The following is a 297-nucleotide window of genomic DNA, read 5'->3' as shown; positions in this document are numbered from 1 at the left end:
CAATTTCACCAAATTGCTCAATAATCAGAGCAGATTTCCGCTTTTCCATAGGGATTTTCAAATCAATAAATAGACGTCTGAGTTTTTTTCTATGCCCATTTTGAATCAAAAAATCTCCTGGTTTTCGATGACGAATGTGTATGGATGTTTCCCGTGAAACAGGTATTCGCTGAATTGATTCACCTTCTAATGGAAGTCCAAAGGAAAATGTGTATCCTTGATAAGATACCTGATTTTGATAGTGTAACACAAGTTCATCTTCCTTTTCATCAGCCTGCGGACTGATTTTATAAATCC

At 36.0% G+C, this 297-nt stretch carries 1 protein-coding gene; it reads right to left on the bottom strand.

Annotation, left to right across the window (positions count from 1 at the left end; all coding sequences use genetic code 11):
* Positions 1-297 (bottom strand): tRNA lysidine(34) synthetase TilS (gene tilS, locus WKI42_RS10795; RefSeq protein WP_368081917.1); only part of this gene is annotated, 297 nt, incomplete at both ends.

This window comes from Streptococcus pseudopneumoniae, assembly GCF_038148935.1.
GTDB classification, from domain to species: Bacteria; Bacillota; Bacilli; order Lactobacillales; family Streptococcaceae; genus Streptococcus; species Streptococcus pseudopneumoniae_U.
This window is presented reverse-complemented; position numbering and strand designations above follow the sequence as displayed.